This window comes from Microbacterium sp. (assembly GCF_030149085.1).
In the GTDB taxonomy this organism is placed as follows: Bacteria; Actinomycetota; Actinomycetes; order Actinomycetales; family Microbacteriaceae; genus Microbacterium.
The window spans coordinates 1-6588 of record NZ_JASBSF010000403.1; the positions used below are offsets into that span (position 1 = coordinate 1).

The window sequence follows — 6588 nt, forward strand, 5'->3', positions numbered from 1 at the left end:
CACGACGACGTGCTCTCCATCCGTCACGTCGCCACCGACGGCACCGTCACGGTGCTCAAGGAGGGACTGAAGGTCCTTCCGCGCGAGATCATCGATGCGACCTTCCTTTCGGCATCCGCCCTCGATGCCTTCCTTGCCGAAACGTTGGCCGAGGCATCCGCGGAGGACGTGCTGTACTCCGTGCACCTGAAGGCCACGATGATGAAGGTCAGCGACCCGATCATCTTCGGTCATGTCGTGAAGACCTACTTCGCGGATGTCTTCGAGCGCTACGGCGACAAGCTCGCGGCAGCGGGCCTCACACCGAACAACGGACTCGGGTCGATCCTCGCGGGTCTGCCGTCGGTCGAGGGTGGCGACGAGATCGCTGCGGCGATCGACGCCGACCTGGAGCGCGGCCCCCGGCTCTCGTACGTCAACTCCGACAAGGGCATCACGAACCTGCACGTTCCCTCGGACGTCATCGTCGATGCATCCATGCCTGCCCTGGTCCGCAACGGCGGCAAGCTCTGGGGAGTCGACGGCGGTGAGGATGACACGCTCGCCGTGATCCCGGACTCCTCCTACGCCGGCGTCTACCAGGCCGTGATCGATGACGTCATCGCGAACGGCCCGCTCGACCCCACGACCATCGGCACGGTTCCCAACGTCGGCCTCATGGCACAGGCCGCCGAAGAGTACGGCAGCCACGACAAGACGTTCGAGATCGCCGCACCGGGCGTGGTTCAGGTGCTGGACTCGTCGGGTGAGGTGCTGCTCGAGCACGAGGTCGGCGCGGGCGACATCTGGCGCGCGACGCAGACCAAGCACATCGCGGTCATGGATTGGGTCAAGCTCGCCGTCACCCGTGCCCGCGCGACCGGTGTTCCTGCCGTGTTCTGGCTCGACGTGAACCGCTCGCACGACGCCCAGCTGATCGCCAAGGTGCACCAGGGGCTCGCGCTGCTCGATACCAAGGGCGTGCAGATCAGCATCCTCTCGCCCGAGGAAGCGACCCGGTACACCCTCGCGCGCATGCGCCACGGCCTGGACACGATCTCGGTCACCGGCAACGTGCTGCGCGATTACCTCACCGACCTGTTCCCGATCCTCGAGGTTGGCACGAGCGCCAAGATGCTCTCGATCGTGCCGCTGCTTGCCGGCGGTGGGCTGTTCGAGACGGGTGCGGGTGGTTCTGCCCCGAAGCACGTGCAGCAGCTGCTGAGCGAGAACTACCTGCGCTGGGATTCGCTCGGCGAGTTCTTCGCGCTCGCGGCATCCCTCGAGCACCTCGCCGACACGACCGGCAACGCGCGGGCCAAGATCCTCGCCGACACACTGGATGCCGCCACGGGCACCTTCCTCGAGAACGACAAGTCTCCGGGTCGTGCGCTGGGCACCATCGACAACCGCGGCAGCCACTTCTACCTCGCCCTCTACTGGGTGCAGGAGCTGGCCAAGCAGACAGAGGATGCCGAACTTGCGGCGATCTTCGCGCCGGTTGCCGAGAAGCTCACTGCTGAGGAGGCGACGATCGTCGCGGAGCTCAACGGAGCGCAGGGGTCGCCGGTCGAGATCGGTGGCTACTACCGCCCGAACGGCGAACTCGTCGACGAGGTCATGCGACCCTCGGCGACCTTCAACGCCGTCATCGACGCGCTGCGCTGATCTCTTCTCGATTCGGGCCGCTTCCGCTTCCGCGGGGCGGCCTGAGTCGTTTCCGGGCGTGCCGAACGCAGGAAGAATCGGGGTTCGGGTGTGATCCGCCGGGGTTGGTCTGGCGTTTCTCCTGCAATCGGCTCAGCTGTGCGGCCCGCCGCCGGGGAGCGGGTCCGGGGCTATGCGCGAGCCGACCAGGTCAGGGGCGCGAGCGGGTGATCGGCGGGGAGGTCGATGAGGCCCTCGACGCCGTCGATGCCGATCCCGGCGGGCTCGACGACCCGGGCATCGGGCCGCTCGGCCACCAGTGCCCGCGTGAACTCGTCGCGGAGCGCCTCGGAACGGAAGACGCCGCCGATCGCGCAGACAGCCGGCTCAGCCTCGACACGCCGCAGCGCCGTCAGAGCGCTCTCGGCCAGCAGATCGCCAGCGCGGCGCAGGATGTCGAGAGCTACCGCATCGCCGACTGCGCCTGCGCGTGCGACCTCAGCCGCGAAGGATGCCACGACACTGACCCGAGCGGGATCGGCCTGCAACTCGATGTAGGCCTGTTCGAGGTCGGGCCAGCGGTCGCGGACGACACCGGTGAGCGCGGTCGCGGCGCCCCGGCCGTCGTGGTCGCGCATGGCGGCGACCAGCGCTTCACGGCCGAGCCAGAAGCCGCTGCCGGCGTCGCCCATGAGGTAACCCCAGCCGTCGACGCGCGTGGCGCCGCTCGGGCCGACTCCCAGAGTCACGACACCCGTCCCGGCGGCCACAACGGCACCGTGGGCTATGCCACGGGCCCCGAGGTACGAGGTTGTCGCATCGTGCGCGATGACCGCGTGCGCGGCCCCGGCGCTGCGCGCCAGCGCTGCGAGGGCGTCCGGAGTCGTCTCCCCGTCGGTGAGCCCGGAGATCCCCGCGGCAAGGTGGCGGATGTCGAGTTCGAACTCGTCGGCGATCTGTCGTGCTGCCACACTGATCTGCGGGAGCACCGGCTGGTCGGTGCGAACGCCGGGCAGCAGGGCCTCACCGACGGATTGGTCAGTGCGCACGCGCACCTTCATGCCGGTCTGGCCGGCGTCGATCGCGACGACGGCAGCGGTGCGAGAGCTCACTGGATGCCCAGTTCAGCGAGGAACGCGGCCTGCTGGGTCCACTGGTGCGCACCGCCGCCCTCGTGGTCGTTGAACTCGTAGGCCACGATGCGCTTGGTTTCGTGAGCGAACGCGTTGAAGGCCGCATACACCGTCGAGGGTGGGCAGGTGAAGTCCATGAGTGCGACCGAGAAGAGCCCCGGTGCACTCGCACGGCGTGCCATCAAGACGCCGTCGAAGTAGCTGAGCGTCGCGAAGGTGCGTTCGCGGGCGTTCCGGTGCACGCTCAGGTACCGGACGAGCTCCTGATAGGGCTCGCGATCGGTCAGCCCGACGGCGCGGGAGAAGTGGCAGAGGAAGGGCACGTCGGGCATGACGGCGACGAGCCCCTCCGAGAGTGCGCCCGCGGCCAGGGCGATGCCGCCGCCCTGGCTTCCCCCGGTGACTGCCACACGAGCCGCATCGATCTCGGGAAGAGCACGGATGGCGTCGACCGCGCGGACGGCATCGGTGAACACCCGGCGGTAGTAGTAGTCGGCGGGGTCTTGGATGCCGCGGGTCATGTATCCGTTGGTGGCTGCCCCGGTGCCGTGCGGGTCGGGAGTCCCTCCGCCCGCCCCCCATGTCGAGCCCTGGCCGCGCGTGTCCATGATGAGGTGCGCGTAGCCGGCTGATGACCACGCGAGGCGCTCGGAGGGGAGGCCGCGTCCGCCTCCGTAGCCGATGTATTCGACCACCGCGGGAAGCGGCTCGGTCGCGCCGGTCGGCAGCAGCAGCCAGGCCTTGATCGGGTCACCGCCGAAACCCGCGAACGAGACATCGAGCACGTCGACTGACCGCAGCGCCGAATCGACAGGAGTGAGGCGCGGTTCCCATCCCGCGAGGCGAGACTCCTCGATCGTGGCGTTCCAGAAGGCATCGAAATCCGACGGCTCGCTGATCTGCGGGGCATACGCCTCGAGCTCAGTGGGGGAGAGGTCGAAGTAGGGCACGCGTGTTCCTTTCCTCGGGCGGGGGATCGCCCATCGCATGTTACGGCTCTTGCCGCGCAGGCGTGGGCTGGAAGGCCCGGGGAAAGCCGAGGTTGCGCCGTCGGACGGATGTAACGGTTTTGTAAACTGTCCGTCCAAATCCGGGAACCCGCTTGCAGTTCTTTTGTTCGTAAGGTCTACTAACAAACATGACTGCATCGGAAGTGCAGCGCGGCTCTTCCACGGGGCCTGCGCACACCCAGACGGCCCCAGGCGCCTCGGACGCGGTGCCGCGCCGCGGTCTTCGCCGGGTGAAGGTGCTTCCTGAGCACGCCCGCGCGCACAACCGCTCACTCGTTCTCCAGACACTGTTCCATGACGGCGCGATGAGCCGAGCTGACCTCTCCCGGGAGACGGGGCTGACGCGCGTCACGATCTCCGACCTCGTCGCCGAACTCATCGGCGACGGCTTGGTCGCCGAACTCGGCATCCGCGAAGCTTCTGGTCCGGGCAAGCCCGCGATGGTCGTCGATCTTGACCGCGCAGGTCACCGGATCCTCGGTATGGACCTCTCTGGTCCCGACAGGTTCCTCGGCGCCATCCTGACCCTTGACGGCGACATCGTCGCCCGTCACGAGATCCCGGCCCCGCGCGGGGCGGAGGATGCGCGGGATGCCGTGATCGAGCTGGCTCGGCGCCTCGTCGCCGATGCCCACGCGCCGATCCTGGGGATCGGCGTCGGGTCACCCGGTGTCGTCGACAACGACGGTGTCGTGCTCAGTGCTCCCGGTCTCGGCTGGACGCAGTTGCCGCTTCGCAGCATCCTCGAGGACGCGCTCGCTCTGCCGGTTCTCGTGGCAAACGACGCGAATGCCGCCGTCCTCGCCGAGTACACGTTCGGTGGTGCGGGAGACGACGTCGTGCTCGTGAAGGTCGGACGCGGCGTCGGGTCGGGACTGATCTCGGCTGGCCAGCCCATGCGCGGTGCGCACTTCGCTGCGGGTGAGATCGGACACGTCACCGTCGGTACCGACGGCGGCCCACAGTGCGCGTGCGGCAAAGTCGGATGCCTCGAGGCATGGCTGTCGGTACCCGCGCTGACCGCACGCATGGCCGAGGCCGAGACACCCGGCGACCGCGAGCAGCAGCTGCGCGATGCCGGTGAACGCCTGGGCATTGCGCTCGCCCCGATCGTCGGCGCCCTCGACGTGTCGGAGATCGTGCTCTCGGGCCCCGACGAACTTCTCGCCGGTCCTCTCGCAGAGGCAACGGTCGAGACGATCCGCACCCGCACGCTCGCCCGGTTCCATGACGGCGTGCGCGTTCGGATGACGGCGCAAGGCCAGGACATCGTCCTGCGCGGCGCAGCCGTCATGGTCCTGTCAGGCCAGCTCGGGGTGTCGTGACCGTCGCCCCAACAATTCCCCCCACCGGATAGGTCGCCCGACCTCTTCCGAAACCAAGAGAAACACGAAGGAAGACACCATGAACAGAAAGCTCGGAGCCGTCGCCCTCGTCGGTGCCTCAGCTGTGGTCCTCGCCGGCTGTGCCGGCGGTGGCACCCCGAACGACACCCCCGAAGCAGCGGAACTGCGCGTCTGGTTGGTCGGCGCCGATACCCCGCAGGAGGCCCGCGACTACCTCGTGACGACCTTCGAAGACGAGAACCCCGGCAGCACCCTGGTCATCGAAGAGCAGCAGTGGACCGGGCTGGTCGACAAACTCACGACGAGCTTGTCCAGCAACGACAGCCCCGACATCGTCGAGATGGGTAACACGCAGGCTCCCGCTTTCACCTCCAGCGGTGCGCTGCTCAGCCTGTCCGACATCGAGGATCAGCTTGGCGGCTCGGACCTCCTCCCGGGCTTCGTCCAGGCCGGCAGCTGGGATGACACCCTCTACGCCGCCCCGTACTACTCGGGTTCGCGCGTCGTGTTCTACAACACGGCCATGTACGAGCAGGCTGGCGTTGCCGTGCCCACCACGCTCGACGAGTACGTCTCCAACGGGGTCGCCCTCGCGACCGCGCTGCCGGGCGTCTCGGGTGTCTACTTCCCCGGCAAGGACTGGTACAACGCGCTGCCCTTCATCTGGGAGAACGGTGGCGAGATCGCCGTACAGGGCAGCGACGGCACATGGGAGGCGCAGCTGTCGAGCCCCGAATCGCAGGCCGGGCTCGCGCAGGTGCAGGAGCTCATGACGAAGGCATCCTTGGCTCCGAAGGACGGCGATGAGGCTGAGGGCTGGGTGCCGTTCCGCACCGAGCAGTCGGCGACCTACTCGGCGCCGAGCTGGGCGTACTGGTCGATCATCGCGGATGAGGACCAGGCGGCGACTCCCGTGGCCGACATCACCGGCTACTTCGCGCTGCCGGGCACGGAGGGCGGGGCCGCTCAGGTCTTCGCGGGCGGCTCGAACGTCGGTATCTCGGCGAAGTCGCAGAACCCGGAGCTGGCGAAGTCGGCGCTGGAAATCATGCTTTCGGATGAGTACCAGACCATCCTCGCCGGTGCCGGGCTCGTGCCGGCGAAGGTCTCGCTCGGCGACAAGGTAGCTGCCGCAACGCCGGAGCTTGCTGCCGTCATCGCCGAGGCTGCGGCCAACGCGAAGCTCACCCCGGCATCGCCGAACTGGGCTGATGTCGAAGCTCAGGGCATCATGCAGGACCTGTTTGTGAACATTGCGAACGGCGGCGACATCGCGACGCTCGCAACCGACGCCGACGCGAAGATCACCGACATCCTCAACGGCTGACACCTCGAGCGGGGACGCTCTGCACCGTCAGGGCGTCCCCGCTCCGTGTCTCCCGCTCTCTGTCACTGGCTCTCTGTCAAAGGACTTTGCATGACCACCGTCACCGCACCCGCCGCCTCGGCGTCGCCGGAGACAGCGGGTCCCGA

Annotated in this window: 5 protein-coding genes; 3 read left to right on the forward strand and 2 right to left on the reverse strand. The window is 68.0% G+C overall.

The window, feature by feature from the left end; all coding sequences use genetic code 11:
* A partial coding sequence (locus Q1V87_RS16035; RefSeq protein ID WP_300595116.1) for an NADP-dependent isocitrate dehydrogenase occupies window positions 1-1647 on the forward strand: 1647 nt, incomplete at its 5' end.
* A gap of 170 nt (window positions 1648-1817) precedes the next feature.
* On the opposite strand, the gene Q1V87_RS16040 is transcribed toward Q1V87_RS16035, so the two are convergent.
* Entirely contained in the window at window positions 1818-2738 is a 921-nt protein-coding gene (locus Q1V87_RS16040; protein WP_300595118.1) for an N-acetylglucosamine kinase, read from the reverse strand.
* Entirely contained in the window at window positions 2735-3709 is a 975-nt protein-coding gene (locus Q1V87_RS16045; RefSeq protein WP_300595120.1) for an acetylxylan esterase, read from the reverse strand. The genes Q1V87_RS16040 and Q1V87_RS16045 overlap by 4 nt, the downstream gene beginning before the upstream one ends.
* 188 nt (window positions 3710-3897) lie before the next feature.
* Between Q1V87_RS16045 and Q1V87_RS16050 the strand changes: the two genes are divergently transcribed.
* Both Q1V87_RS16050 and Q1V87_RS16055 read left to right on the forward strand, forming a co-directional pair.
* A complete protein-coding gene (locus Q1V87_RS16050; RefSeq protein WP_300595122.1) occupies window positions 3898-5094 on the forward strand; it encodes an ROK family transcriptional regulator in 1197 nt (398 codons plus the stop codon).
* A gap of 79 nt (window positions 5095-5173) precedes the next feature.
* Window positions 5174-6442 (forward strand): extracellular solute-binding protein, encoded by a 1269-nt coding sequence (locus Q1V87_RS16055; RefSeq protein WP_300595124.1) that lies wholly within the window; start codon window positions 5174-5176, stop codon window positions 6440-6442.
* Window positions 6443-6588 lie beyond the last annotated feature (146 nt).

What these genes read in the sequence shown, in the direction of transcription:
- Q1V87_RS16055 (WP_300595124.1), top strand. Translation starts at nt 5,174, where the DNA reads ATGAACAGAAAGCTCGGAGCCGTCGCCCTCGTCGGTGCCTCAGCTGTG.
- Q1V87_RS16050 (WP_300595122.1), top strand. Translation starts at nt 3,898, where the DNA reads ATGACTGCATCGGAAGTGCAGCGCGGCTCTTCCACGGGGCCTGCGCAC.